The 26751-nt window shown below is 66.1% G+C and carries 25 protein-coding genes; 14 read left to right on the forward strand and 11 right to left on the reverse strand.

What is annotated here, in order from left to right; genetic code table 11:
- The coding region (locus tag RMP10_RS05865; protein ID WP_310569443.1) for a hypothetical protein at positions 1–213 on the forward strand (213 nt) is incomplete at its 5' end.
- Positions 214–453: 240 nt separating this feature from the next.
- Complete coding sequence (locus RMP10_RS05870) at positions 454–2472, forward strand: prolyl oligopeptidase family serine peptidase (RefSeq protein ID WP_310569444.1); 2019 nt, start codon at positions 454–456, stop codon at positions 2470–2472.
- A gap of 33 nt (positions 2473–2505) precedes the next feature.
- Here the strand turns inward: RMP10_RS05870 and RMP10_RS05875 are convergent, their stop codons facing one another.
- The gene (locus RMP10_RS05875; protein ID WP_310569445.1) at positions 2506–3201 is read right to left on the reverse strand and encodes a hypothetical protein; all 696 of its coding nucleotides are present in this window, start codon (positions 3199–3201) and stop codon (positions 2506–2508) included.
- Positions 3202–3519: 318 nt separating this feature from the next.
- Between RMP10_RS05875 and RMP10_RS05880 the strand changes: the two genes are divergently transcribed.
- On the forward strand, positions 3520–3960 hold the full coding sequence (locus RMP10_RS05880; protein ID WP_309669249.1) for a DUF2721 domain-containing protein: 441 nt from the start codon (positions 3520–3522) through the stop codon (positions 3958–3960).
- 85 nt (positions 3961–4045) lie between these two features.
- On the opposite strand, the gene RMP10_RS05885 is transcribed toward RMP10_RS05880, so the two are convergent.
- Positions 4046–4255: a cold-shock protein gene (locus tag RMP10_RS05885; RefSeq protein WP_171223449.1), complete on the reverse strand. Its 210-nt coding sequence runs from the start codon at positions 4253–4255 to the stop codon at positions 4046–4048.
- A gap of 344 nt (positions 4256–4599) precedes the next feature.
- On the opposite strand from RMP10_RS05885, the gene RMP10_RS05890 reads away from it, so the two are divergent.
- From RMP10_RS05890 to RMP10_RS05910, 5 genes are all read left to right on the forward strand, one after another.
- Complete coding sequence (locus tag RMP10_RS05890; protein ID WP_310569446.1) at positions 4600–5595, forward strand: alpha/beta hydrolase; 996 nt, start codon at positions 4600–4602, stop codon at positions 5593–5595.
- Positions 5596–5696: 101 nt separating this feature from the next.
- Entirely contained in the window at positions 5697–5876 is a 180-nt protein-coding gene (locus tag RMP10_RS05895) for a hypothetical protein (protein WP_171223446.1), read from the forward strand.
- A gap of 16 nt (positions 5877–5892) precedes the next feature.
- The gene (locus RMP10_RS05900; RefSeq protein WP_310569447.1) at positions 5893–7806 is read left to right on the forward strand and encodes a serine/threonine-protein kinase; all 1914 of its coding nucleotides are present in this window, start codon (positions 5893–5895) and stop codon (positions 7804–7806) included.
- A 54-nt stretch (positions 7807–7860) separates the two neighbouring features.
- Positions 7861–8382, forward strand: coding sequence for a hypothetical protein (locus tag RMP10_RS05905; RefSeq protein WP_310569448.1), 522 nt, complete (start codon positions 7861–7863; stop codon positions 8380–8382).
- A 2-nt stretch (positions 8383–8384) separates the two neighbouring features.
- The gene (locus RMP10_RS05910; protein ID WP_310569449.1) at positions 8385–10826 is read left to right on the forward strand and encodes a DUF87 domain-containing protein; all 2442 of its coding nucleotides are present in this window, start codon (positions 8385–8387) and stop codon (positions 10824–10826) included.
- A 34-nt stretch (positions 10827–10860) separates the two neighbouring features.
- Here RMP10_RS05910 and RMP10_RS05915 read toward each other — a convergent pair whose 3' ends face one another.
- Positions 10861–10989 (reverse strand): hypothetical protein, encoded by a 129-nt coding sequence (locus RMP10_RS05915; RefSeq protein WP_309669244.1) that lies wholly within the window; start codon positions 10987–10989, stop codon positions 10861–10863.
- Positions 10990–11032: 43 nt separating this feature from the next.
- A complete protein-coding gene (locus RMP10_RS05920) occupies positions 11033–11914 on the reverse strand; it encodes a DUF547 domain-containing protein (protein WP_310569450.1) in 882 nt (293 codons plus the stop codon).
- Between RMP10_RS05920 and RMP10_RS05925 the strand changes: the two genes are divergently transcribed.
- The gene (locus tag RMP10_RS05925) at positions 11889–12206 is read left to right on the forward strand and encodes a hypothetical protein (RefSeq protein WP_310569451.1); all 318 of its coding nucleotides are present in this window, start codon (positions 11889–11891) and stop codon (positions 12204–12206) included. The genes RMP10_RS05920 and RMP10_RS05925 overlap by 26 nt on opposite strands.
- On the opposite strand, the gene RMP10_RS05930 is transcribed toward RMP10_RS05925, so the two are convergent.
- From RMP10_RS05930 to RMP10_RS05945, 4 genes are all read right to left on the reverse strand, one after another.
- A complete protein-coding gene (locus RMP10_RS05930) occupies positions 12194–12880 on the reverse strand; it encodes a CAAX prenyl protease-related protein (RefSeq protein ID WP_310569452.1) in 687 nt (228 codons plus the stop codon). The genes RMP10_RS05925 and RMP10_RS05930 overlap by 13 nt on opposite strands.
- Before the next feature lie 57 nt (positions 12881–12937).
- Positions 12938–13228, reverse strand: a complete 291-nt coding sequence (locus tag RMP10_RS05935) for a hypothetical protein (RefSeq protein ID WP_310569453.1) — start codon at positions 13226–13228, stop codon at positions 12938–12940.
- A gap of 145 nt (positions 13229–13373) precedes the next feature.
- Complete coding sequence (locus RMP10_RS05940; protein WP_310569454.1) at positions 13374–14033, reverse strand: DUF4412 domain-containing protein; 660 nt, start codon at positions 14031–14033, stop codon at positions 13374–13376.
- 22 nt (positions 14034–14055) lie between these two features.
- Positions 14056–15420 (reverse strand): aminotransferase class V-fold PLP-dependent enzyme, encoded by a 1365-nt coding sequence (locus RMP10_RS05945; RefSeq protein ID WP_310569455.1) that lies wholly within the window; start codon positions 15418–15420, stop codon positions 14056–14058.
- A 253-nt stretch (positions 15421–15673) separates the two neighbouring features.
- Between RMP10_RS05945 and RMP10_RS05950 the strand changes: the two genes are divergently transcribed.
- The gene (locus RMP10_RS05950) at positions 15674–17203 is read left to right on the forward strand and encodes a S8 family peptidase (protein ID WP_310569456.1); all 1530 of its coding nucleotides are present in this window, start codon (positions 15674–15676) and stop codon (positions 17201–17203) included.
- A gap of 128 nt (positions 17204–17331) precedes the next feature.
- On the opposite strand, the gene RMP10_RS05955 is transcribed toward RMP10_RS05950, so the two are convergent.
- Both RMP10_RS05955 and RMP10_RS05960 read right to left on the reverse strand, forming a co-directional pair.
- Positions 17332–20010: a TonB-dependent receptor gene (locus tag RMP10_RS05955; RefSeq protein WP_310569457.1), complete on the reverse strand. Its 2679-nt coding sequence runs from the start codon at positions 20008–20010 to the stop codon at positions 17332–17334.
- A 56-nt stretch (positions 20011–20066) separates the two neighbouring features.
- Complete coding sequence (locus RMP10_RS05960; RefSeq protein ID WP_310569458.1) at positions 20067–21131, reverse strand: FecR domain-containing protein; 1065 nt, start codon at positions 21129–21131, stop codon at positions 20067–20069.
- A gap of 172 nt (positions 21132–21303) precedes the next feature.
- Between RMP10_RS05960 and RMP10_RS05965 the strand changes: the two genes are divergently transcribed.
- A complete protein-coding gene (locus tag RMP10_RS05965; protein WP_171227485.1) occupies positions 21304–21852 on the forward strand; it encodes an RNA polymerase sigma-70 factor in 549 nt (182 codons plus the stop codon).
- A 105-nt stretch (positions 21853–21957) separates the two neighbouring features.
- A complete protein-coding gene (locus RMP10_RS05970) occupies positions 21958–22872 on the forward strand; it encodes a hypothetical protein (protein ID WP_310569459.1) in 915 nt (304 codons plus the stop codon).
- Between the two features lie 266 nt (positions 22873–23138).
- Here RMP10_RS05970 and msrB read toward each other — a convergent pair whose 3' ends face one another.
- Positions 23139–23540, reverse strand: a complete 402-nt coding sequence (msrB, locus tag RMP10_RS05975; RefSeq protein WP_310569460.1) for a peptide-methionine (R)-S-oxide reductase MsrB — start codon at positions 23538–23540, stop codon at positions 23139–23141.
- Between the two features lie 16 nt (positions 23541–23556).
- On the opposite strand from msrB, the gene RMP10_RS05980 reads away from it, so the two are divergent.
- Both RMP10_RS05980 and RMP10_RS05985 read left to right on the forward strand, forming a co-directional pair.
- Complete coding sequence (locus RMP10_RS05980; RefSeq protein ID WP_310569461.1) at positions 23557–24177, forward strand: lysophospholipid acyltransferase family protein; 621 nt, start codon at positions 23557–23559, stop codon at positions 24175–24177.
- Positions 24177–26720, forward strand: a complete 2544-nt coding sequence (locus tag RMP10_RS05985) for a DUF5916 domain-containing protein (RefSeq protein ID WP_310569462.1) — start codon at positions 24177–24179, stop codon at positions 26718–26720. The genes RMP10_RS05980 and RMP10_RS05985 overlap by 1 nt, the downstream gene beginning before the upstream one ends.
- Positions 26721–26751: the final 31 nt, after the last annotated feature.

The raw sequence follows: 26751 nt of genomic DNA on the forward strand, positions 1-26751 counted from the left end.
GATGACCGATTCCGCCGCAGCAACCGGGGCCCGAGCGAGGAGGACCGCAAAAAATATGAGTCTCTGTCTGAAAAGTCGCGCGACAAGTTCCGCGAGGCGCTGCGGGAGAAGTTCAGTGATGAAAAGTTCCGTAACGCGCCTGAAGAGGACCGCCGCAACGCTGTGCGGACCATCTTTGAAAAGATTGAGAAGGAAGACAAAGGCGGTCGTTAAAACCGCGCCACGTCTGTTCAGCATTTCACCACGATTTTCCCGACCCAGTTCATGCATCGCAGCTTTTTTGCCCTCGTCCTTTGCCTTTTTGCTTCTCCCCTTTTTGTGTAGGGACAGAACGCTCCTGAACCGCCTGTCCCCGTGGTGGCGCCAGCTACCCAGCCCCCGCCTTCGGAGCGTGGAGCCACCTTGGTAACGCCGCCGCCTGACGCTCCGGCCTCCGAGCGTGGTGCTACCCTGGTGACGCCCCCTGCTGGTGCCGGCCCCGGTGCTCCTGGCAGCGGCTTCGGCCCTGGAGGTGGCTTTCCGAGCGGGGGTGGACGTGGCGGCTTCGGACAGCAGGACACGACGCAGCTGCAACAGCAGCAGCAGCAGGACGACGCGCAGCTTGCCGGCGCGGCCGCGAATCGGCCGTCACGCGCTGCGGTGACCTGGTCGAGCGATTCGAAGGCATTTCACATCACGCGCACGGACAATCGCGGTGTGAAGGAGATGTACCTGGTGCGTTCGCTCACGGACCCGCGCCCGACGCTCATGTCGTACTCGTATCCGATGCCCGGCGAAGACAGCATTCCGAAGCCGGAACTCTGGACATTCCTGCGCGGCGACAAGACGGCGAAGAAGGCGCCGATCGACAAGTGGCGCGACCAGCGTTTGGTAGCCACACCGCAGGTTGGCGTAATCACCGGTGGTGGACGCGGTGCAGGTGCCGGTGGGCCCGGCGGCCCGGGCGCGGGTCAGGGCTACTTCGTTGGCAAGAAGGGCGACATGCTGCGCTTCGTGCGCCGCGACCGGTTGCAGCGCAACGTGGAGTTCGTGGAGCTCAACATCGCCACCGGCGCGAGCAAGACCCTCGTGAGCGATACCAAGGGCGACTTCGGTTCGCTCGAGATCCAGGCGCCGATTTACGTGAAGGAAGGCGGCGACTTCATCTGGTTCTCGGAGCGCGACGGGTGGGGCCACTACTATCTGTACAGCAACGATGGAAAGCTGAAGCGGCTGCTCACGCCTGGTGAATGGCGTGCCGATGCCGTCATGGCCGTGGACAGCATCCGCGGCATCGCATGGATTCGCGGCGAAGGGCGCGAGAAGGGCGAGAATCTGTACAACCAGCACCTCTATCGCGTCGGCCTGTACGACGGCAGCATCGCGCTGCTCGACGGCGGCAACTTCAACCACAACTCACTGCCGTCGAAGAATCGCAACTACATCGTCGACATGGCGTCGCGTGTCGACACGGTGCCGCGTGTCATCCTGCGCGACGGTTTGACCGGACGCCCGGTGATGGATCTCGAGGAAGCCGACCTGTCCGCGCTCAAGGCAGCGGGCTGGAAGTATGCGGAGACATTCGAGGTGCTCGCGGCCGATGGGGTGACGCGCATCTTCGGCAACATGTGGAAGCCGTTCGACTTCGACAGCACGAAGAAGTATCCGATCATCACGTACGTGTATCCGGGCCCGCAGACCGAAGGTACGACCACGGGCTTCAGCGTGCGCGGCCCGCTCATGCAGCTCGCGCAGCTCGGCTTCATCGTGATCGAAGTCGGACATCGCGGCGGCAGCCCGCTCCGCTCGCTCGCATATCATCGCTACGGCTACGGCAACATGCGCGACTATGCGCTGGCCGATAAGAAGTACGCGATCGAGCAGCTCGGTGCGCGCCACACGTTCATCGATCTCGACAAGGTCGGCATTTTCGGCCACTCCGGTGGTGGCTTCATGACCGCCGCCGCCCTGCTCCTTCCGCCGTACAACGAATTCTTCAAGGTGGGCTGGTCGGAATCGGGCAATCACGACAACAACATCTACAACCAGAACTGGAGCGAGTGGAACCACGGCGTGAAGGTCATCGCCAAGGCCGACAGCGCCGCCGGTGCGGTGCGTGCCGGTGGTACCGGCGCGGCGCGTCGTGGCGGACCTGGCGCGAACGCTGCTGCCAAGGAAGTGGTGCAGGATTCCACGAACGCCGACAAGATCAAGTTCGATATCCGCGTGCCCACCAACGATGAACTCGCCGGCAACCTCAAGGGCAACCTCGCCCTCGCCACCGGTGATCTCGACAACAACGTGCACCCGGGCGGCACGATCCGCCTGGCGAACGCGCTGATCAAGGCCAACAAGCGCTTCGACTTCTTCATCTACCCGGGTGAACCGCACGGCTACCGCGGCACGGGCCCGTACAACCAGCGCATGCTGATGGAGTACTTCGCCGAACACCTTTTGGGCGATTACTACCGCGGCAACGGCGAGATCAAGTAAGACACACCGAAGTCGCCGACTGCGCGCCTTTGCTCAGTCGGCGACTTCGGGAATTTCCACGAACTGTCCGCCGTGCAGCATCGTCCCGTCATAGTGCACGAAGAATGCGCGCACCGGACGACCATCGCCGTACAGGAATCGAATCTCGTTCAGTCCGTCGCAGTAGAACTGATTGCAGATGTCTGCCCGCATGTCGCGCGGGAGGGCGCACCCACCGGCCTGCTGGTAGATGCATCCCGAAGACATCGTGCGAGAGGGGACATGACCGAGATAGTCGGCGATCACCGCATCGTCCTCGCGACCGGGGTGTCGAAGCAGATACCGCGCCATGGAGTCCTCGCCGTGATACGCGTGATCACCACCACCGCGGCAGCAGTTGCCGCGACAGGCGCCACATCCGGCTCCCAAAATCGCCAGTTCGGCTCGACGCCGCGGCGTGAGCGGCTCCTCCTCCGGCGGTGCGACAGCGGCCAGCGAGGGCGCGGCCCCCACGGACAACCGCTGTCGGGCACCCGCGAGCTTTTTCCGCAGGTGCACTTCGAATTCGCGGCGGCGACGCGCCGGCAAACGCGTCACGCGGTCCGGATTCTTCGGTATCACCGACAATGCATAGCTCCGGCCTGCTGCGGCGGTCAGCCCCTGCGCGGCCGCCGCCTGCTCCTGATACGCGGGCGCCGTCGCGAGAATGGTCGCCCGCGCCTCGCGCAGGGCGGCCGTGGGACGCTCCACCAACAACACGTGCCGGCATCGCGCGCCGCCACAGTGCCGCGCCGCCCGCAGCAGTGGTGGTACCGGCCGTGTGCAAATCAGACACTTCTCGTGCGCGGGGATAGCCGCGAAGCGAAAGGCACAGATCGGCGATTCGCACACCACCGACGCGGCGGCGCGCCACGCAGGTAGGGCCTTCCCGCATATCGCACAATCCGATCGGTCCGTCTGCATGGCGGGTGGGATGAAGAAGAGTGGCGACGCGCGGTCGGGTCGCTCGGATAATCTGCGGACGCATCGGCGATCCCGCAGGAGCCTCCCCGGTGTCATCTTTGCTGTATGCAGCCAGACGTCCGAATTTCCGCCATCGCCCACGTCATTCAACTGGCGATCGCACCGGTCTTCATGCTCACCGGTATCGGCTCGCTGCTCGGCGTGCTCACGAATCGCCTCGGCCGTATCATCGACCGCGCGCGAGCCCTCGAAGACAGACTCATCGATGTCACGGGCGAGCACAAGCATGTGATGGGCTCCGACCTGAACATGCTGGCCCGGCGCGCCCGGCACATCAATCACGCGATCAGCCTGTGTACGATCGCCGCCCTGCTGGTCTGCCTGATGATCGCCATTCTGTTCATCAGCGCGTTCTTCACGGCGGACATTTCGCGCGTGGTGGCCACCTGCTTTGTCCTGTCGATGGCGGCGCTCATTGCCGGCCTCGTGAGCTTCTTGCGGGAAATTCAGCTCGCCATGCGGTCGTTGCGCATCGGGCCGCACTGACGGCATCCGTCGCGCCACGATACACGAGGGGCCACCAGCGCGACGCTGGTGGCCCCTCGTGCGATGCATGACGACCAGCGCCGTCTTAGTGAACCTTCACGACCTGCTCGGCCGCCGGACCCTTCTGGCCCTGCACGATGTCGAATTCGACACGCTCGCCCTCAGCCAAGGTGCGAAATCCGCCGCCCTGAATCGCCGAGTGGTGAACGAAGCAATCCTTCGAGCCGTCGTCGGGCGTGATGAATCCAAAGCCCTTGGCGTCATTGAACCACTTCACCTTGCCGGTCGTACGCATGGCACTGCTCCCGTTGCTGTGTGTTCGGAGTCCGGCCCTGCCGTACGCACCGAGCACTCGTGTGATTCGCGGACCAGACCCCCGCGTGGGTCGCCGATGCCGTGCGCCATCAGCTCAGCATCCAAACTCGAGACCGCCGTGTATACAAAAAGGGACCCGCATGTCGCCAGGTCCCCGAAGTCGCCTGCTGCGCGTTTCCCGCGCCGTGGCGCGGCTATCGTGTTTCGAATGCCCCACACGGTAGGGTCGACCTTGGGGAGTTGTCAACAGAATTTTTTCCCGGGCATTCAGCGCTCCAGACGCTCCGGCTGGACGCCTGACGCCCGGAGCCCCAGCTTCACGCCATGCCAATTCCCGCGCGCCCTCAGACACCACGGCGCACCGCATTGCTGCCTGCAGCCATCGCGCTGATCCTCACGGCGCCGGCGTCCATCGCCCCGGTGACGGCGACCGCGCAGAGCGTCGCGCCGGCGAGTCCCGCCCCGCGCCTCATGCGGGCCGGCGATGTGGACACGGTGCCACTCCGTGATGCAGGTGTGCGCATCGCCTACGGGCGCGACTCGTTGCAGTTCGGTGAACTCCGGCTCCCCAACGGCGCGACGAACAGCAATCGGGCACCGATCGCCATCATCATTCATGGCGGCTGCTGGTACTCGCCGTATGCCTCGGTTCGGAATAGCGCGCCGCTGGCCGACGCCCTCGCGCAGTCCGGGGTGGCCACCTGGAACGTCGAGTACCGGCGTTACAACAATCCGGGGGGCGGCTGGACCGGCACGTTTCGGGATGTCGCCGACGGGGCCGACTACGTCCGTACACTGGCCAAGCTCTATCCCATCGACACGACCCGCCTGGTGCTCGCCGGCCATTCCGCCGGCGGCCACCTCGCGCTCTGGCTCGCGTCGCGTCATTCGCTCGACCGCGCCAGTCCGCTCTTCGGCGGTACACCGATGTCCGTGCGTGGTGTCGTCTCCGTAGGCGGCATCGCGGATCTGCGCGAGTTCTACGGCCGCGAGCGGAACACATGCGGCAATCCCGCCGTGGAATCGCTGCTCGGTGGCGTTCCGGATAGCGTGCCGGCGCGCCTTCGCGACGCGTCGCCGATCGAGCGGCTGCCGCTGGGCGTGCCCTCCGTGCACATCGCCGGCGATCGCGATTTTATCGCGCCCATTGCCGTACGTGAGGCCTTCGCGACCGCCGCCACGGCGCGCGGCGACAAGGCACGCGTCCTCACCATCGTTGGCGACGGTCACTTCGAAGCCATGACGCCGTACAAGGCCGCCGGTCGCGCGGTGATCGACGCCATACGCGCCTTGCTCGGCTTGCCCCCCGCCGCGCACTGATCGCGTCGAGTCCGCCAACACCGTCACCTCCGTCTTGTCCATCGGCCTTTACAGGGGACTTCGATACCGGCAACATCAAGGAGCCCCCAACCGGAGTGCTCATGAAGGATTCGCAGCTCAAGGCGTTGCTCAAGAAGACGGCCGCCAAGGCGTCGCAGCAGAAGAAGCCCTCCCGCAGCCTGTTCGACCCCACACTCGAGGCCACCCGCGGCAAGAGCGAACCCCTCGAAGGCTCCGAAGCCGAAGGAATTTTCAAGGAGATGAAGCGCCGCGAGTTCTGACGCCGTAGGGTGCCACATGAGTACTGCTCCTGATCCGGCGTTCGTCGCGCTGCAGACCGCCCTCGCTGGCCGCTTCTCGCTCGAGAGTGAGATCGGACGCGGGGGGATGGGCATTGTCTATCTGGCGCGCGACGTGATTCTCGAACGTCCGGTCGCGATCAAACTGCTGGCGCCGGCCATCGCCGCGCGCGACGACGTACGGCGCCGGTTCCTGCGTGAAGCGCGCATCGCCGCCCAGTGCTTTCACCCGAACATCGTCCCCATTCACGGGGTCGAAGAGTCGGGCGATCTGGCGTGGTTCGTCATGGCGTACGTGCCAGGCGAGACGTTGGCCGATCGCCTGCGCCGGGTCGGACGCCTTCCGGGCGAGAGCATTCGCCGCATCGGTCGTGAGATTGGCTGGGCGTTGTCGTACGCGCACGAGCGCGGGGTCGTGCACCGGGATGTGAAGCCCGAAAACATCCTCCTCGAGCACGGCACCGATCGTGCCCTCATCGCGGATTTCGGCATCGCCTTTCACGACGACTCGTCGGCGCCGGCGATGGTCGGCGTACAGTCGTCGGGTGAAGTGGCCGGGACCGCGCGATTCATGGCCCCCGAACAGGCGCTCGGTGAGAGCCTCGATGGACGCGCCGACCTGTACGCACTGGGTGTGACGCTCTATCTCGCGGCCGCCGGTCGATATCCGTACGACGGCCACAGCGCGTTCGCCATTCTGGCCCAGCAGTCGGTCGCCCGCGCCCCGTCGGTGCGCACGCTCGCGCCACAACTCCCCGAGTCACTGGCGGACGCGATCGATCAGTGCCTCGCGACCAGCGTGGCCGATCGGTTCGATACGGCCGCTCGTTTCGTCGCCGCCATCGAGCGCACCCCGGAGGGTGGCGAACTGCCCGCCGAGGCCCGCGAAGTTCGACTCGGCGCGTCGGGCACCATGACGCTCGTGGAATGGGCAATCGCGATCGCCTTCGCCGGGTTCTTTTTGGTCATCGGAGAACGGGCGGGGTCACTTGGGCGCGGACTCCTTGTGGGCATGCTGCAGGGCGTCTCGATGCTGGCCGCCGCTGGCATCGCGTTGCGCGGTGGCGAGACCCTTCTGGCCGCCCGACGCGCCCTCACCCACGGCGTCTCCCCGCAGGATGTGGCCGACGCCCTCGCCCCGGGACCGTCGGCGCTACGCCATCCCATGGGGCCGCTGCGCAGTGCGGCCGTCCTCGGCTCCGCCTTCCTGCTCGCCATCGCTCAGGGGCACGTGGATCAGTGGTCGCTGCCGTCTGGACTCGAAACCCTCCTCAGTCTGATCACGTGGCTGTTGCCACCCATCATGATCAAACGCAGTCTCGCGGCCTCGCGCCAGACCGGTGGCTTCAGCGCCTGGTGCTACAGCTTCCTGCGGAAGCCGCTCGCCACGCGCCTCGTGGGCTGGCTCGGCGGAAAGACCGCAGTCAACGCCTGGCGGCCGGTACCGGCCGACGCACCCACCGAGATTCTGCTCGGCCAGGCCGCCGATGAGATCTTCGCGCGCCTGCCGGAGGCCGCCCGTCGGGATCTGCAGGCCCTTCCCGCCGCGGCCGCGGCCTTGGCGCAGGATGCCATCATCCTACGTCGCCGCGCGCTCGAGATCTCGGGAGAACAACGACTCCGGCGCGCCGCTACGCGGCCCGAGATGCCACGCGAGGAGCGGCAGGCCACCGAAGCCCTCGATCGCGAGCGCGAAGCCGTTCACGGGCGCCTGGGCGCCACCATCGCCGCCCTCGAGGCCATCCGACTCGACCTGCTCCGCATCGAGACCGGACGTTCGTTGCCGGGGAGCCTCACCGAACAACTCGAGGTCGTGCGCGATCTGCAGCGCCGGGTGGACGCGTCCGGCGATGTCGAACGTCTGCTCGCCCGCCCCGCCTTGCGACTCGCGTCAGAGCTCACGCCGGTGTGAGATTGCGGGACGGGCGCCTCTCGTGCTGCCCACTGATCCCGAACCCGGTCTCATATGACTCGCTCGACATTCCTGCTTGTTGCGTCGCTCACCGCCACGCTCACCGCCTGCGGCGAGAGTAAGTCGGCCCCCGCCGTGGAGAGCACCGCCGCGTCGTCCACCGCGTCCGCGACCGACACCATGAAGGTGCAAGGCATCTGGTCGGACAGCGTCACCGCTGAATCCGGTTATTTGGCGGAGTACGTGAATGGCAAGCTCGTCGTCATCGAAGAGCAGATGATGCTCGCCGACCGTACGCGCTCCGAGCGCGCGTACTTCTACAGCGCCGACTTCACACCGACACGCCTCTTCGAGCATCGCGCGCTCACTGCCGCGTCGAGCAACAGTACGCCGAAGACGCTGCACTCGCTCCTGAACATCTATCTCACCGGCGACAAGGTCGATTCTGCCACCAAGCAGGTGGATTTCGTAAAGAAGACAGTGCAGCCCTACGAAATCGAGAACATGCGCAAGCATGAGCGCGAGATCTTCGCCCGCGTGTCCACGACCTACACGGCCCCTCGCACCGACCGCTGACCATGACCGACTTCGAGACGCTGGGCGCCTTCTACCTCGGTAAGCGCTACGACCTCGCCGCCCGCGCGCGGCAGGACGACTTCGTGTTGTACGACGCGAAGGATCTCACCACGCATGCCGTGATCATCGGCATGACGGGCAGTGGGAAAACCGGTCTCGGCGTCGGTATCATCGAGGAAGCGCTGATCGATCGCATCCCCGTGATCGCGATCGACCCCAAAGGCGATCTTGGCAATCTCGCGCTGCGCTTCCCGTCGCTCGCGCCCGCCGACTTCCGTCCGTGGGTCGATCCCCAACAGGCGGCGAATGCCGGACTGTCCGCCGATGCGTTCGCCGAAAAGCAGGCCGCGCTCTGGAAGGACGGACTCGCCGGCTGGGGTGAAGACGGCGCGCGGATTCAGCGTCTCGTCGACGCCGCCGACGTTACCATCTACACGCCAGGCAGCACCGCCGGACGGCCGCTGTCGCTGCTCAAGGCGTTCGTCGCACCACCGCCGGTCATTCGCGACGACACCGAAGCGATGCAGGAGCGCGTCGACGCCACCGCCACGAGCGTGCTCGCCTTGCTCGGCATCGACGGCGATCCGATCTCGAGCCGTGAACACATCCTGCTCGCGAATCTGTTGCACGCCGCATGGAGTGACGGACGTGATCTCGATCTCGCCGGATTGATCGGCGGCATTCAGTCGCCGCCGTTCACGACCGTCGGCGTGATGCCACTCGACACGGTGTTCCCGCCGAAGGATCGCACCGACCTGGCGATGAAGCTCAACAACCTGCTGGCGGCGCCAGGATTCCAGACGTGGATGCAGGGCGAGCCGCTCGACACGGCAACGCTGTTGTACGACCCGAGCGGAAAGCCCAAGGGTTCGATCGTCTCCATCGCGCATCTCGGCGATGCTGAGCGCATGTTCTTCATGACGCTGCTGCTGGCCGACATTCTGGCGTGGGTACGCACCCAGCCGGGCACCGGCTCACTGCGCGCGATTCTCTATATCGACGAGCTGTTCGGCTACATGCCGCCCGTTGCGAATCCGCCGTCGAAGGTGCTGCTGCTCACGCTGCTCAAGCAGGCCCGCGCGTATGGACTCGGCGTCGTATTGGCCACGCAGAATCCGGTGGACCTCGACTATCGCGGACTGTCGAACACCGGTACGTGGTTCATCGGTCGGCTGCAAACCGAACGCGACAAGATGCGCGTGATGGAAGGACTCGAAGGCGCATCGGGTGGACAGCCGTTCGATAAAGCCGCGATGGAGCAGACGATTGCCGGTCTGGGCAAACGTGTGTTTCTCATGCACAGCGTGCACGAGTCGGCGCCGATCACGTTCGAGACACGATGGACCATGTCGTATCTCGCTGGTCCGATGACGCGCGAGCAGATCAAGGCACTCAGCGCGCGCACGACCACCGCCGCCGGTACCGCCGCGCAGCCCGCCAGCGCCGCGCCGAGTGCGAGTGGCAGCGGCAGTATGTCGGCGCTCGACCCGTCAGCATCGGCGCAGGCTCCCGTGTTGGCCGCGGATGTGCCGCAGTACTTCCTTCCCGTGCACTCGAACGGCGGCTCGATCACGTACCACCCGGCGGTGCTCGGCGTGGCCGACGTGTCGTTCGTCAGTGCGAAGTACGGCGTGACCGAGCAACGTCGCGTCGCGCTATTGGGCACGATGGACGACGGTCCGATCACGCTCGAATGGGACAACGCGGAGCGCCTCGACCTCGATCCATCGGCGCTCGAGCGCGGACCGACCAACGGGGCCGCCTATGGCGCACTGCCCAAGGCCGCGACCAACGCGAAAAGTTATCCCGCCTGGAGCAAGGCGTTTCAGAAGTGGATCGTCACCAACGAGGCGGTCTCGCTCCTGCGCAGCGCCGCCTTCAAGCAGACCTCCAACCCGGGCGAGTCGGAGCGGGATTTCCGCATTCGTCTACAGCTGATGGCGCGGGAAGCGCGCGACAATCAGATCGAGACGCTGCGCGGCAAGTACGCCACCAAGCTCGCGTCCTTGCAGGAGCGGCTGCGTCGCGCCGAACAGGCCGTGCAGCGCGAGCAGGCCCAGGCATCGCAGGCCAAGATGGATACCGCGATTTCCGTCGGTGGCGCCATCCTCGGCGCGATCTTCGGACGCGGCAAGGTTTCCGCCGGCGCCATCAGCAAAGTCGGCACGGCCGCGCGCGGCGCCGGACGCGCCGCGCAGCAGCAGGGCGACGTGACACGCGCCAGCGAGAGTGTGCAGGCGCTGCAACTGCAATACACCGACCTGGAAGCGGCGCTCCAGCAGGACATCGACGCGTTGGGGGCGACCTACGACGCGCAGCAGGACGCGCTCGAGGCGATCCCCATCAAGGCCAAGAGCGGCGACGTGCACGTGCAGTTGGTGGCGCTGGTGTGGGTGCCGTTCCACCGCGATGCGGCAGGAATGGCAACGGCGGCCTGGCGTTAAGCCGGGCCGCCGTGGGCATGCCAGCGCAGCGTGCTCAGAACGCGTTGAAGGCGTACGCGACCGCGTAGGCAATCAGGAACGCGAGACCGCCCTGGGCGAGCGACTGCATGTCGAAACGGATCGAACGGGCGCGCGTGAGATGCGGGGGAACGGGTCGATGCATGGGCGGCTCCGGAAAAAGGGCATGTGCATTCCGACGCCGCAGCCTACCTTCGCGTAACAGCCTTCGCGTTCAGCGACCAGTCAAACGGGATTTCCCGCATCCCGAAACGGCCGGATTCGAGCGTCTTCTTGGTCTCGCCGTCGAACCACGTGGCGAGATAGGCTCCCAGATCCGACCGTGAGTTGCCGAAATCGGACCGGTAGTACGTGAAGATGGGACTGAGTCGTGGAAACGGCGTTTCGATCTGGTTCCGGGTGGTGTCCTTCAGGAACCGCCGGCCCTGATCGAACAGCTGACGATCGAGCTCGGCGCCGGTGTATGCCTCCGACCGCAAGGGCGGGCTCCCCTTCGCCGCCGACACCAGCGCGAAGTGGATGCGGGGATCCTTGAAATCCTTGCGGATGATCCGGTGCTCGACTTCGTCGAGCGACAGCGTGCGTCCCGCCGCGCGCACGATCGGCTCGCTCCACGGCCCTTTGAGTCGCAGCACGCCAAGCGTCCGGTCGATGTTGCGGATGCTTTCCCGCTCTCCGTGCGCGACGATCAGCTGGATGGTGTACGCGTTGTACGCGTTGATCCAGAACGCCAGTTGCTCCTCGTCGTCGGCGCCGGCCAGCGACACCCGTTCGAGCGAGGTGAGATACCGGCGAAACGCGGCCGCGTCGCGGAAGGCGTCGTAGTCCACGAGACCGTCGGTGACGTGCGCGCGCAGCAGGCCGTCGAACGCCGAATGGTCGATCGGCACACGGGTCGGCACACGGGTCGGCGGCGGGACGGCCGCCGATTGCGCAGCAACGGGCGCAGCAACGGGCGCGGCAGCGAACAGCACCGCCGGCACCCACCGACGTGCGACCTTCGAGACCCTGCGCAGCGAGAATGACATCGTGTATAGTATGGCGATGAGCACGAACTGGTTGTTGGGCATCTGGCGCCTCATGCGCGCCGACGCGTCACTCGACTTCGCCCCGGGTGTGCGCATGGAGTTTCTGCTGGACGGCGTGCTTCGCTATCACGTCGACGTGGGCGGACAAGACCAGAGTCTCGATCTCGTGTATCGCGTGGACGGGGAGATGCTGCACACCGACAATCCCGCCGCGCCGCACAGCATGAGCGTCCGTATCGAGCACGGTGTCGGCGACATACTCCTGCTGGACTTCGGCGGCCCGAAGGCGATGCTCGTCCGCGAGGTCGAGCATCCGGAGCCTTACATCCAGTAAGCGTACTGCTTCGTCACCATCACGAAGCCCGACAGCGCTGCATTCGTGACGGCGTGGACCAGTACGAGGTCCCCCAGCGACTTCGTCTTCCACATCCACCAGTTGTAGATGAAACCGCAGAGCAGCCCGACTTCCCAGAACGGGCCGTGCTCGCTGGCAAATAGCATCGCGGTGGCCACGAAGGCCAACACGTTGAACGTGCCCAAAGGCACCTTCTGCCAGTCGTTGTTCACGATCCAGCGCGGCAGCCAGCCTCGCCAGAAGAGCTCTTCGAGAATCGGCACCAACAGCGCCGCGCGGACCACCCTCAGCATCACGACCAGCGGATCGGCCAGCTCCGCCGGCGCGATCGTCGTCTTCACCGTGCCGGTGATGCTGTTTTGGAAGAGCCAGTGCCCGCGCCATCCCGGAAACAGCTGATCGGGCGCCACCCACATGGCGCACACCGCCAGCCCGAGCAGCACGCTCGGCACCACGTGGCGCACACGAAGCGACAGCACCACGTCCTTCGAAATCGTGAGCATCACCGCGATCAGTACGCCGACGCGGAGAATGGATTCCCACGGCTGCGGAATCGGAAGCGAGGGACCGACCGCCAACAGGATCATGAACACCGCGAACGGCGCGATCCAGGGGAGCGACGGGTACTGCCGGTTCAATGAAAGTTCTGACATGCACCAATTGTATCGCCTGGGGGCCCGCTGCGGCCCCCTCGTGCTGCCTTCAGGCGATCACGGGCCGTAAACGATGGGCGAGGTGCCCTGCTTGATGTCACGGGCGCCAGCGGCGACGCCCGAGCCCACCGCCAGGCCGGCGGTCAGCGCCGTGCCGAGCCCCACGAGCGGAAGGAAGGGGACCAGGACCGCGCCCAACAGAAACGCGGCGCCACCGGCAGCCCATGGCGCGAGGCCCTTCTGCACGGAGTCGACGTAGCGAAGCCGGTTGCGCACGAAACGACGCGTGGTGCCATGGAGCACGATGGCCAGGATGCTGGCGATCGCAAACGAGATAAGAAAGAACACGGAAACCTCCTGAGTATTCGGGGACGGAGCGCGTCACACAGCCCTGGGCGTCGTGCTGCCGCTACCCTCTCTCCTCTCTAACGCGACGACGGGACGGAGGTTTCAGCTCCGTCCCGTCGTGTCAATCTGCCACGGTGCCACGGCCTCACCGACGCCGCGGCATCTCCATCTTGGTGTAGTTGAGCGGCACCGAAAAGAGGTCGATCGCCAGCTTCTTCTTCTCGATCTTGACGACTTCGATCGGGACGCTCCCGTCGGGCATCGTGACCTTGAGCGGGAAGCCACCATCGGCCGTCAGCATCTTCTGCCACACCGGCTCGCTGCTTCGCTGCATCGACGCCAAGGGATTCACGTAGCCGCCGAGTCCCTTCGCCATGCAGACGTCCACCGTCTGCGTCGCGCTCGCCACCAGCACGTGCTCGCAGGCATAGCCGGCCACCGTTTCCATGCGCCCGGTGCGCGTGATCTTCGCATCGGCCGGGGTCTTCGCCGCGACGCTCGATGCAGCGTCAGCGAGCGGCATCTCCATGTACGCGTTCTGGGCCGCCATCAGCACGTACACTTTCTGCTCCTGCGGCACCGAGATCAGCGCCATCGCGCCGCCGGGCCCGCCCATCGACACGCGCACCTTCCCGTTGCGCACGAGATACTCCATCTCCTGCTGCTGCACACCACCGGCGCCCTTACCGGTCATGCGCATCGTCACCGCGCCTTCGAACGGTTGCGCCAGCACCACATCGGGCACGATCGCCGCGCACACCGCGAGCGACGCGGCAGCGAGGGAAACAGCAGAGACAGGACACATCAGCACACTCGGAAAGGAGACATCAGGCAACACCGTTTCGCATCGCCTTGAGCACGAGCTCGGAAAATCGGTCGATCTCATCCAACGTCGTGTACACGTTGGGCGTGATTCGGATCCCGCTGAATTCCGCGTGCACGATCGGCGTCTGCGCCACACGGTGCGGCGACACCAACCAGCTGCCGAGCTTCACGGGATCGAGCCCGTCGACGTTGAAGAACCCGATACCGCCACCCCACGTGGAATCGAGCGGCGTGAGCACCTTCACCCGCCCCTTGCCCTCGGCCAGCAGTCGCTTCGCCCAGCGGTCGCGCAGGAACTTGAGACGCGCCTGCTTGCGCGCGGCGCCAATTGCGCGATGAAACGTCAGCGACACCGAAATCGCGTTGTGATTCGCCGCCGGATGGGTGCCGATCTCCTCGTACTTACGAATGTCGGCTTCCTGCCCCGGGTTGCCCGCCATCAGCGGCCACATCGACTCGATCTTGTCCTTGCGCACATACAGGAAGCCGGTGCCGATCGGTGCCAGCAGCCATTTGTGCAGGCTCGTACCATAGTAGTCCACGTCGAGTTCATCGCGCGTGAACGGGAACTGCGCGAACGCGTGCGCGCCGTCCACGAACGTGACCACGCCCTTCGCGCGCGCCATCGCGATCAACTCCTTCACCGGCAGAATCTGACCGGTCAGGTTGGTGATGTGCGTGATTTCCATGACCCGCGTGCGTGACGTAATAGCCGCGGCGAACGCATCCACGATCTTTTGCGGCTCGGTGCACGGCACGGGAAAAGACACTTCCTTCACCACGATGCCATCGCGGCGCACGCGCTGCTTCCACGCGTTGAGCATGCGCCCATAGTTCTGATTGCTCACCACTACTTCATCGCCGCGCTTGAGGTCGATGCCGAAAATCAGTGTCTCGAGCGATTCCGATGCATTCCGCGTGATCGCCATCTCATTGGTCTCGCAGCCGAACTCCAGCGCGAGTTCGCGGCGCACGATCTCGACGCGCGGCTCCAGGGTCTGCCACATCTGGATGACGGGGAGCTCGTTCGAGAAGCGCAGGTCGCGCTCGAGCTGCGCCATCACGTGCGATGGGGCCGGTGAGCAGCCGCCGTTGTTCAGGTTGATCCACGTGCGATCGAGGTCAAAGGCGCGTTGGATCGGCTCCCAGAAATCCTCGTCGGCGGCAAACGCGTCCGCCTGGGCCGCGTCACCGCGCCAGGCGGGGGCAGCCGGGTCGAGCAACGCGACGCCGCGATCCTTCGCGACGTCGGCGGCATCAAGCAGGCGCCGGATCGCGTGCGGCGAAAATCGCGGCGAGAACGCGGCGGCGAGGCTGGGCAGGGCGGTCGCCCCGGCCACGGCGGAAACGAAGAGTCGGCGGTCCATGCGAGAAGATGCCGCCGAAATCCGCGAAGCGCGAGGATGAAGGCGCTGTCACAAAAACGTCCAGTTCGGGCCAAAAACGCTCGCGGCAGCCCGCGTTTCGTGTCGAGACGATGAAGACCGTCACAGAATGGGACGTGTGTCACACGAACTGCGATTTACGTTGTGCCGATCGAGCGGGGTCATCCGTCACTAGCTCGACTGCACGACGCACGAGGCGCCGAGGGCGGTCCTACCTTTTTGAACCTACCCATCGATGTCACTCCTTTCGCGCGTCTCCACTGGTTCTGTGCTGCTCGCCGCCGTGTCTCTGGCCGCCTGCTCCGATACCACTGATGTGACGAGTCCCGCCGTGCCCGCAGCCGCTCGCCTGGCTGCCGCCGCTTCCTCCAGCGCTGCCGACGACGACAGTACGCAAATCGATTACATCGTGACCTTCGCTGCGACCGAGACCGACCCCACCGGTCGGGCCCGGGCGCTGCTCGCGCAGCAGAACGGAAAGCTCAAGCGTGAGTACAAGTTCGCGCTCAAGGGCTTCTCGGCCACCCTCACGCCGGCCGCCGCCAAGCGCCTGGAAGCGGCCGACGGCATTCTCCGCGTCGAACAGGACGGCAAGGTGTTCATCACCGAAACCGTCGCGGCGGCGTCGTGGGGCCTCGATCGGCTCGACCAGCGCCCCCTGCCCCTCGACGGCTCGTACAGCTTCGCCGGCAACGGCGCGGGCGTCCGCGTCTACATCGTCGACACCGGCATCCTGACCTCGCATGAGCAGTTCGCCGGCCGTGCACTGGCCGGCTTCTCGGCATTCGGCGACAACAACCCGGAAGACTGCAACGGACACGGCACGCATGTCGCCGGCACGATCGGTGGCAACACGACCGGTGTGGCGCGCGGCGTCAACGTGGTGCCGGTTCGCGTGCTTGATTGCAGCGGCAGCGGCTCGTGGAGCGGCGTCATCGCCGGCATCGACTGGGTGACGGGCCAGAAGACGGCCAACAAGTCGATCCCGATGGCCGCGAACATGAGCCTCGGCGGCGGTTACAGCGCCTCCGTCAATGATGCCGTCACCAAGGCGATCGCCGCCGGTGTGACGTTCGCGGTGGCCGCCGGCAACAGCGGCGCCGACGCCTGCAGCACGTCGCCGGCCAGCACGCCGAACGCCCTGACCGTCGGCGCCACGGAGTCGAACGACTACCGGGCGAGTTATTCCAACTACGGCAGCTGCCTCGACATCTTCGCTCCCGGCAGTGGCATCTATTCCTCGTACATCGGCTCGACCAGCGCGTACGCCAGCCTGAGTGGCACGTCGATGGCGTCGCCGCACGTGGCCGGCGTGGCCGCCCTGATCCTCGGCAGCTACCCCACGTACTCGCCGGCTCAGGTCCGCAGCGCCATGCTGACCGGTGGCACCGCCAACATCGTGGTCGGCCCCGGCACCGGTTCGCCGAATGTGTTGCTCACCAACATGTTCGCGGCATCAGTGACGCCGCCGACCGACACCGTTGTGACGCCGCCGCCCGACACCACCACGGTCACACCGACGCCGACGCCGGTGATCGCGCTCTCGGTCATGAAGCAGATTACGAAGACCCAGAACACCGCGCGGATGGCCTGGAGCGGCGCGACGACGACCAACGTCGACCTCTACCGCAACGCGGTCCGTTTCCTGACGACGGCGAACGACGGCTCGCACAACGACGCCAAGCGCCCTAAGGGCACCTGGGTCTACAAGGTGTGCAATGCCGGCACCACCATCTGCTCGCCCGATGTCACGGTCGTGTTCTGATCGTCACCTGCGGCCGCTTGACCGTTCGTCTGCGGCTGTGACGCGTCAGTAACGCGGCCGCACCACGAAGAAGCGCCCGAGGGCTCGCAGCCTGGGGCGCTTCTTCGTGTCCAGCAACCGCCACGCGATTAAAACGTCGATCGAAGTCCGAAGCTCAAGGTGCGGCCGGCGGTGACCGTCGCATTGTCCGGCGCACCGCGCTGCACGTTCAGCAGATTCTCACCGCCAAGGAGCAGCGACAGATCGCCGCGAATCCGGTAGCTCGCGTTGGCCCGCCAGCGCGTCACGCCGCCGTAGTGCAGCCAGTAGCGGCGCAGCAGGGGACCACCGAAGTCGTACTCGTGCGCCGTGTTGGCGACGGCTTCGCCGATCGCCGTGCGATCGTAGCCGATCCAGTCGGCAGCGCGAGTGGCTGTCGAACTGAGGCTCCAGCGACGCGCCGCCCACGTGGCCGACAGACTCACGGTAGACGCCGGGACATCGAGCATGCGATCGCCCACGCGCAACTCACCGCGGTACCCGGTTGCGGTGCGTGCCACGCGACTATCCACCAGAGACAGCGTGCCGACCAGCTGCAGAATGCTGCGACGTGCCGTAGCCTGCAGTTCCCATCCACGATTCGCAATCGCGCCGACGTTTTGCAGCGTGTACGAGAGGTTGCGCATGATGCGGCCGTTCGCGCCGACCGACGTACTCATCGAGCCGACCGGTTGGATCAGACCGGAGGCTTCCTGATCGAACCGCGTGACGTGCAACGAGATGCCGTGGGCGAACACCACATCGGCACCGGCCTCGAGACCAGATTGCCGTTCGGGCTGCAGTCCGTCGGTGGCCGACGCGACACCCCGACCCATCCACGACGTGCCGCGCGCCAAGGTGCGCGCCGGACGGATGCCCGTGCCGAATGCACCGCGCAGCTTCACGACCGCCGGTCCGTATTCACGCACATACGCCGCGCCAAGCATCGGCAACCACGCGTGCTGCACCTCAGCGGTGGCGCCGCTTGTGCGCTCCGCCCGACCACCGGCCGAGACGTACCAACGGTCCTGCCACGACAACATGGCCTGCGCCGACACGCCGGAGTTGGTGATCCAACTCTGCGCCAGTCGCAAGGACGCGGGCGACGACGAGACGGCCGGCGTGAGCGCGCCACCATTTGGGCGGTACCCCGGGGCGTTGACCAACTCCGATGCGACGTCACGCGTGAGCGCCTGTTCGGCCGCGAACGTCACGGCCAGCAAGGCACCCTCGGCCACGTCGAAACGGCCCACGGTGCGCAACCGCAGTGTCCCCCGATCGGCCGCCCCTATCCCTTCGCCCAGCGCACTTGTCGACGACACCGGTGTCGGCAACGAGGCCGACGAGAGTCCACGTAGACGATAGCCGTCGACGCCGGCGATGACCGTATGCGTCCAGTGCAGATTGGGCATCACCGCCATCGTACCGCCCACGGTGTACTGCGACAAAGACTGGCCAGTCGCGCTATCGCCGGTAAGTGGCACACGCGCCGTGGTATCCAGCGGTGGGCGATAGCCGGACAAATCCGGCGGCGGCGCCCCGAGTCCGCCGACAGCGGCGCGCAGGCGCGACGGCCAAAGCGGCGTGGTGGTCGCGGTGCGGCTCGCCGCTAACGCGGGGGAGGTGGCCCCACCAAAAATCAGACTCGTACTGGCATTCGCGCGCTGCGCGGAAAAGCGCGCGGTGCCGGTGAACACCGCGTTCGCGCGCGCCACGCGCACATCGGCATCGGCCAACAAACGCTGCTCCGAGGCGCCCGGCACATACGCCCCGACGGTGCCGATGTTGAGACCAAGCCCAAGGCTGCGTGAACTGCTGCCACGGCGGAACGACAGCGCATGATCCTGCACGAAGGCGTCGCGCGGCGCGTAGGCGGTGGCCGACAACCCGGCCGTCGTGGACAGCTGCACCACCGGCGCTCCGGTGGGCGTGCCATCGTGTCGCGTGAGAATATTCACCACGCCGCTGATAGCATCGGCGCCGTACAGCGCCGCCCCCTGCGGTCCGCGAATCACTTCCACGCGCTCCACCCGCGCGGGATCGAGCTGCGTCACCAGCAGCGGGTTGGCCACCTCGATTCCATCGAGATAGATCTTCATGGCGCTGACGCCGAACGAGCTGGCCCCGCGAATGCTGCCGTATCGGGCGGACAAGGTGCCGGCGCTGGCGGTCCACGACCACACGCCGGGCACCGCGAGATCCAGCGCTTCACCCAGCGTGCCTACACCATGTCGAGCGAGCGTCGCCCCATCGATCACGTCGAGCGCGAAGGGCGACCCACGTTGAGGCGCCCCGTCGGGGGATCCCGTCACGACCACGCGATCGAGCACGCTGGCCCGTCGCGACATGGAGGCGCTCGACACGACACGTGCCGACGGCGTGAGCACATTCGTGACGGCTCCCTCGGCGACCGCGCCAGCGCGCGATGGCGCGAGGACGACCTGCGTGCTGCCAAGCACGATCGACCGCAGTGATGTTCCGGACAGCAGCGACTCCAGCACGGCCCCCACCGGCACCCGATCGAGCGCAAGGCACACGCGCTTGGCCGCGGGCAGCAGCTCCGCGCTGTACGACAGTTCGATTTTCGCGACCACAGCCAACTGGTCGAGCGCCTCGCGAATCGAGACCTCAGGCACGTGCAGATTCACGATGCGGTCGAGCGGCGGCGCCCACAGCGACGAGCGGTCCTGCGCCCCAAGCCGCACCGTACACACCGGATCCGCCGTCACCGGCGCGCGATCGCCGCGAACGACAGCAAGAGGCGCGATCAATACGGCGATCGCGCCCACGGTCACTCCGCGTCGTACCACTTGCCACCGCCACATATGCGCGTCGATCGCCCCGTTCAAGGATTCGGCGTTGAACCCGGTCCCTGCGGCTGAAGAAGAATCGTATCGCCACGCTGTACCACATCGGCTCCCAGGGCCAGCGCGATCACCTGCACGACCTGCGCCGCCGAATCGCCGCGGAACGACGCGGTCAGCGTGCGCTGGGCCAGCACCGCATCCGTCACCTGCAGTTCGATTCCGTACCAGCGACGCAGGTCGGCCTGCACTTCGGCCAGCGGCGCATCCCGATACGCCAACTGCCCGCGCGTCCACGCCATGTCTTCATCGGTGACCGTCCCGCGTGCCACCGCCACCGAGCCGGCCTGCAGCACGCCGCGATCACCCGCGCGCAGTTCCACCGGCGCTGCACTGCCCGCGGCCGTATCACGTAACGCGACGATCCCGTGCGTCACCGCCACCGCTACGCGACCGTTCACGTCGGTGTTCACCGAGAAGGCCGTGCCGATGTCGCGAATTTCCGCACCGCGAGAATGCACCACAAACGGATGGGCGCCGTCGTGCTTCACATCGAAGTACGCGGCGCCTTCCAGCGCGACCTCGCGATTGCCGGCGTTGAATCCCGAGGCGACCGTGAGGCGACTGCCGGGAGCCAGGACGACCGTGCTGCCGTCGGGCAGCTTCACCGAGTCGCGCTGCCCCACCTGCGTGGCATACACCTGCGGCGACGTCGCGTTGCCCCCGCGCCACTGCGCGATGCCGACCATTACCGCGAGCACCGCTGCCGCGGCGAACGCCGGTCCGCGCCAACGACGGGTCACGGTCGCGGAGGCAGACTTCACGGCGCCGCCACGGGTGACCGTCAACGACGGCGTCGCCGTGATCCGGCTTCGCACGGCTGCCAACGCGCGCTCCGTATCCACGGAGACCGCCGATCGGGACTCGGCCTGATCGGCCCGCGCCTTAACAAGGGCCACCAGGGCCGCGTCTTCCGGATGCGCGGCCAGCCACTGGCTGACGGCGGCCGACTCGACGGCATCGCTCTCCCCGGCCACAGAGCGGGAGATCGCGTCCCAGTCGGTCTCAGGAGCGGATGCAGCGGATGGACGGATTTCCTCGGACATGCCCAAGAGACACGAGTGGATGGCGATACCCTACGTCCCCGCTTTTCCGGCGGGCCCCAGCGCACAAGCGCTGCGGTCCGATGTAGTATACGCTGCAACTGAGGCCGACAGGACTCCGAGGAGTCGCGTCGACCGTATCCTGTCCCGGTCATTTCCCGATCCCACGCCCCTCGTGTCCGACGCTGACTTGCTGGCCCGCCTCCGGGGCGGGGATCACGCAGCGTTCGATGCGATCTTCCGGCAGTGGTACGAGCCCGTGGTGCGCTCCGCGAATCGCGTGCTGCACGACCCGGGCGTAGCCGAAGAGCTCTCGCAGGACGTCTTCCTCGAGCTCTGGCGCCGTCGCGAGACACTCGCGCCGGACAGCAGCGTCGCCGGCTACCTCATGCAGGCCGTGCGGAACCGTTCGCTCAATCACCTGCGACATCTGCAGGTGCAGAAGAAGTCGGCGGTCTATGTCGAAGCACTCAGCGAGCCCGCCGAGCACGCCGATGCCGACACGCAGGCCGGTGAGTTACAGGACGCGATCCGTGAAGCAATCGACGCCCTCCCTCCTCGCACGCGTGAGGTGTTTCTCATGAGTCGCGAACGCAACCTGCGCTATAGTGAGATTGCCGAGCAGCTTGGCGTGACGGTGAAGGCCGTGGAAGCGAATATGAGTCGGGCGTTGCGACAGTTGCGAGAGAAGCTGTCGCCATTTTTGCCGAGTGCCGGCGAGTAGCACGTAGGGTCCCGTCGCGATCGCGTGTCTCCTGTTGCAAAGGCCTCAATGATGCGCTCGCGACGGTCGCGAGGATCGACAGGCCGCCCCTTTGAGAGGTCTCTCATGGCACGATCCCGTTTTCTGACGCTGGCTGCGACCGCCACGCTGTTCGGCGCAGCTGCCTGCAATCTTGATAACAGCAACGGACCCAACGCGTTCCTGTCCGATCTTGCGTTCAGCAGCGCGCCCGCCGGCCTCGACCTCGTGTCCAGCAGCTACGCGTCAACCGACAGCAGTGGCATGCCGTGGGGCGGGCCGCGTCGCGGACCTGGCGGCGGCCCTGGCATGGGTGGCTTCATGGGCGGCGGACTTGGCGATGCCTTCATCGGCAATGCCGCACCGGGTCGTGGCCCGCACGGCGGACCCTTCGGCATTCGCATCGATGCCAGCTGCGTCTTCGCCGCCGGCACCGGTGATCTGACCTGCGGCCCGACGGTCAAGAACGGCCTCACGGTGACGTCGATCTACACGATCAAGAACGCGGCCGGTACGGCGCAGTCGGCGATTGATAGCCTCACCACGAATTCGGTTCGCGTTCGCACCGCAGTGACCGGCACGGCCACCCGCAGCCGCGACGGCAGCGTCACCGCCACGGTGAACAACAGCGGCGACCGCACCGTGACGGGGCTTGCCGCCGGCAGCACGCAGCGCACCGTGAACGGGACCTCGCAGGGCAACGAGACGGCCACCGGCACCAACCGCGACGGCAAGACTTTCACGTCGGTCCGCACGGCCGCCGACACCACGACGGGCCTCGTCATTCCGGTCTCGGCTACCGCGCAGACCTATCCGACCGCCGGCTCAGTGACTCGCCGCATGAAGGTGATCATGACGATCGACGGCACCAGCTCCACCCGGGAACGTCGCGAAGTGATCACCTACGACGGCACGGCGAGCGCCAAGTTGCAGATCACCGAGAACGGCACCACGAAGAATTGCACCGTCGCCCTGCCGCGTGGACGCCCGAGCTGCTCGTAAGCGAACAGCCGATGGACGGAGTGAATGGCGCGATCATCCGCGACTGACACTCTGGCATGTCCACCGCGGGAAGGCGGTGGTGAGAAAGAGCCTGAGCACGAAGACCACTGATTGCACGGACAACGACACAGATAAGCCAACAGCGCCGTTTGCTTATCTGTGTTGGTTCAGTGCAATCAGTGGTCTCCGTGTTCAGGCTGTTGCTTTTCGCAGTTTCAGTTGCCGTAGCGACAGCAGTGAGCCGCACCGATCGCCCACTCGAGAACCTATTCCTCGGTCGCGCTGAAGTCGAGCGACGCCGAGTTGATGCAGTAGCGCATGCCACCGGGCGCGGGGCCGTCGTCGAAGACGTGCCCGAGATGCGCATCACAGGCGGCGCAGTGGACCTCGACGCGCACGATGAACCACTTCCGATCCGTGCTCGTCTCGACGGCGATGTCGCTGAGGGGCTCCGTGAAGCTGGGCCACCCCGTGCCGGAGTCGAACTTCGCGCGCGACGAAAAGAGCGGCCGCCCACAGCCGGCGCAGATGTACACACCGTCGTCGTAATGATCCCAATAGCAGCCGCCGAAGGCCCGTTCGGTGCCGTGCGAACGCATCACGCGGAACTGTTCGGTGGAGAGAATCGTCCGCCACTCCAGCTCGCTCTTGCGGATCTTGTCTGCCATCTGTCAAATGAACGGCATGACGCCCACCCCCGCCAGCACGAACACGCCGGAAGACTGGCAGCTCGGTCCCGATGTCCCGCAATCGCATCGCTCGTGGCTGCGCGCGCTCGGGCGCACCCTCCTCTTCCGGGCCGGCTGGCGCTTCGAAGGGCAGATGCCGAACGTGCCACGCTTCGTGGCGATCGTTGCCCCGCACACGTCGAACTGGGATTTCCCGATCGGCCTGGCGGCCAAGTGGGCCCTTGGCTTCGACGCGCACTGGTGGGGCAAACACACCCTCTTCGTACCGCCCATCGGCTGGTTCATGCGGGCGAACGGCGGGATTCCCGTGGATCGCAAGAACTCACAGAACGCCGTGGAGCGCACCATCGCAGCGTTCCGGTCGAACGAGCGCTTTGCCCTGGCGCTTGCGCCCGAGGGCACGCGCAAGAAAGTCACGGCCTGGCGCAGCGGCTTCTGGCACGTCGCCAAGGGCGCGAACGTCCCGATCTGCTGCGTCGCCCTCGATTTCCGACGCAAAGTCGTACGACTCGGGCCCTCCACGATGCCGGTCGAAGATGATCCTGCCGCGGGAATCGCCCGCATCCGGGCGTACTACGCCGACGTGGCGGGATACGACCCTTCGCAACAGACCTGATGTCGGCATCGCTGTCACGCCGTACCGCCGGTCCCTCCGCGCGGTCCACCGTCGCGCTGCTCGCTCTCCTGACAGCCGCGTCGACGTCGCGCTTGACCGCGCAGGGGCTGGACAGCGCGCACGTGACCGTCGGCCACGCCATTCGCGCAACACGCGCACCAGAGATCGATGGTCGCGAGAACGACGCCGTGTGGCGAACCGCTACGCCGATGACCGCGTTTCGGCAGTTCGAGCCGGGCGAGAATGGCGAGCCGACTTTTCGCACCGAAGCGCGTGCCGCCTACGACGATCGCTACCTGTATGTGATCGTGCGGGCGTTCGATCCGCACCCCGACAGCCTCGCGTCGCTGCTGTCGCGACGCGATGTGAAAACGGCCAGTGATCAGCTCAAGATTCTCATCGATGCGTACCATGACGGGCGCACGGGCATCGAACTCGCCGTCAATCCGGCCGGGGTGAAGCGCGACTATTCGATCTACGGCGACATTACCGAAGACGTCACATGGGATGGCGTGTGGGACGTCGCCACCAGCATCGACAGTTTGGGCTGGGTCGCCGAGTATCGCGTGCCCTTCAGTCAGCTCCGATTCACCGCGAAGGATGTGCACACCTTCGGCTTCGGCGTGTGGCGCGACATCACGCGATTGAACGAACGCACTGGCTGGCCGCTCTACCGGCCGTCGCGCCGCACGCTCATCTCGCAACTCGGGACGCTTGGAGGGATTGCCGGTATCGGCACACCGCGCCGGCTCGAGCTCTTGCCGTACACCGTCACCAAGAGCGTTCCCAATCCGGCGTCGGCACCTGGTGGCTCACGTGGGGCGGTGGCCGGCGGTCTCGATCTCAAGGCCGGCATCGGATCGCGCGTCACGATCGACGCCACCGTCAACCCCGACTTCGGCCAAGTCGAAGCCGACCCCGCGGTGCTCAACCTGTCCGCGTTCGAAATCCGCTTCGACGAACGTCGTCCCTTCTTCCAGGAAGGGGCTGGTCTGTATCGCTGCGGGGGATCGTGCGAAGGCATTTTCTATACCCGCCGCATCGGTCGCACGCCGCAGATGCGACGCTCGAACGCCGACGCGCTGTTCACGAACATCACGGCCGCCGCCAAGATCACCGGCCGCTTCGACAACGGCCTCGCGTTCGGCCTGGTGAACGCGTCCACCGAGCATGTGCGCGGCGCTGATGGCACCACCATCGAGCCGCAGACAAACTATCTCGTGCTGCGCGGCCTGCGCGAAATGCGCGGCGGCCGCTCGCAGCTTGGCATGGAGCTCACCGATGTACGCCGCCGGAGCGACGACGCCACCGATCCGTTTCTGCGGCGGGCCGCGACGACGTTGCTACTGCAAGGCTATCATCGGTTTGCGCGCGACCGCTGGGAAGTCATGGGCTACACGGGCCTGAATCAAGTGAGTGGCTCGGCCAGATCCATCGCCCTCACGCAACGCAACAGCGTGCACTTCTATCAGCGTCCCGATCACGAAGAAACCTACGACTCCACTCGCACCGCGATGGGCGGTGTGGTGGTTTCCGCCGGCATCAAGCAGGTTGGCGGCCGTGTGCGATACGAAAGTGTGCTGCGCTACGCGTCGGCCGGCGTCGAGATGAACGACCTCGGTTTCGTGAACCTCGTGAACGACGTGTCGTTCCGCCAATCGCTGGACCTGCGCCAGCTGCGCCCCAACGGGGTGTTGCGCTCATCGTTCTCCACCATGAGCGCGGAAACACACTGGACCACCGGCGGTCTGCTCGCGGCGCAGACATTGTCGGTGCATACCAGCGGCTCCCTGCTGAACAACTGGGGCGGCGCGATCACCGCCTCGCTCGGCGATCTCGGCGGCACGCACTGTGTGAGCTGTGCGCGCGGCGGCCCCGCGCTGCGGCAGTCGATGAAGAACAACCTGCGCTTCGATCTCGTCGGCGATCCGCGCCCGGTGGTGGTGCCGCGCGCCGCGTATCGCATCGGCACCAGTGACGAAGGCCGCTCGTGGTACCGTGGGGCCGACGCCGGCGCGGAGTGGCGCTTCGCCAGCCGCTTCTCGACATCGATGGCGCTCAATTACGATCAGGTCACCAACGACCAGCAGTGGATCGGCAACTACGGCGCGTTTCTCTCCGACACCACGCATTTCACCTTCGCACGGCTGCACCAGCACATTCTCGGGATCACCATGCGGGCCAACTGGACCGCGACGCCGACGCTCTCGTTCCAGCTGTACGCGCAGCCGTTCGTGACGACCGGACAGTATAGCGACTGGCGTGAATTGAACGACGCCCGCGCCGACGCGTACGCCGACCGGTTCGCCACCTTCCGCACGTCGGCGCCGGCCAACTTCAACGTCAAGCAGTTCAATTCGAACGCGGTACTCCGCTGGGAGTACCGGCCAGCCAGCGCCGTCTTTCTGGTCTGGCAGCAAGGTCGAGCCCAGGATGCGCGAAATCCGGGTGTGTTCGTCCCGGGCCGCGACGTCCGCGATCTCTTCGGGGCCCGCCCCCTGAACACCCTGCTGCTCAAGGTCAGTTACTGGTTCAACCCGTAGGTTCCCGGGGCCGAACATGACGCCAGCGTCG

The sequence above is a fragment of the Gemmatimonas sp. genome, assembly GCF_031426495.1.
Classification (GTDB): domain Bacteria; phylum Gemmatimonadota; class Gemmatimonadetes; order Gemmatimonadales; family Gemmatimonadaceae; genus Gemmatimonas.